Raw genomic sequence first — 1,053 nt, 5'->3', positions numbered from 1 at the left:
GGCTTTGTTGCGTAAATCGATTGAACTAAATCAGGAACTTACGATCTGATCGGCTACATCCATAAATCGTTGTAGCCTTATGCCTAAACCTCGATACAAAACAACCAACTGGAAGCAGTACAACAAAACCCTTATTAACCGTGGTTCTCTGACCTTCTGGATTGATGAGGAAGCAATCGCCGAATGGAGTCAAAGCAAGCAGAACAAGCGAGGTAGGCCTCGTCGATTCAGCGACTTAGCCATTACAACTGCACTCATGGTGAAACGAATCTTCTCTATGCCATTGAGAGCACTGCAAGGATTTATAGATTCACTGTTTAAGTTGGCTAACATCCCTCTCACCTGTCCGCACTACACTTGTATCAGCCGACGAGCCAAGCAAGTTGAGGTTTCATTTAAGACAAAAACCAGAGGTGCGATACAACACTTAGCCATTGATGCCACTGGCCTCAAGGTTTATGGCGAAGGTGAATGGAAGGTCAAGAAGCATGGTACTGACGGGAAGCGTAGGGTTTGGCGTAAGCTGCATATCGCAGTAGATACTAGCACCCATGAAATAGTCGCAGCAGAGCTGAGCTTATCTAACGTAACCGATGCGGAAGTACTTCCTAACTTGCTTAAGCAGACACGTCGTAAAATCATTGAGATATCAGGCGATGGTGCTTATGACACAAGGAATTGCCATGATGCCATACGGATCAAGCGAGCTGTTCCGCTCATTCCGCCACGAGAAGGGGCAGCCTTCTGGGAACGAGGACATCCTCGCAACTTAGCAGTAGGTTGCCAGAAGCTCTACGGCTCTAACAAGAAGTGGAAAAAGCGGTATGGTTATCATAAGCGCTCGCTCTCAGAGACAGCAATGTATCGGGTAAAACAGTTGTTAGGTGGGAAACTAAGCCTAAGGAATTACAACGCTCAGGTTGGCGAGACTTACGCTATGATCAAAGCGTTGAACAAGCTTACAGGGCTTGGTATGCCTGAAACTCAGTATGTTGTATAGGAATCACTCAATTCAGGCGGTTTGGTTTCCTGTCCGAATTACGCAACAAAGCC

General features: G+C 46.5%; 1 protein-coding gene. It reads left to right on the top strand.

Annotation, left to right across the window (positions count from 1 at the left end; translation table 11 throughout):
* Positions 1-79 precede the first annotated feature (79 nt).
* Positions 80-1,000 carry an IS5 family transposase gene (locus UA76_RS08065; RefSeq protein WP_047044760.1) on the top strand — a complete coding sequence of 307 codons (921 nt, stop codon included), beginning with the start codon at positions 80-82 and terminating at the stop codon, positions 998-1,000.
* The last annotated feature ends 53 nt before the right edge of the window (positions 1,001-1,053 follow it).

The organism is Vibrio mexicanus (assembly GCF_001012815.1).
Taxonomy (GTDB): Bacteria; Pseudomonadota; Gammaproteobacteria; order Enterobacterales; family Vibrionaceae; genus Vibrio; species Vibrio mexicanus.
Note: the sequence above shows the minus strand (reverse complement) of the source record. Positions and strands in the feature narration are given on the sequence as shown.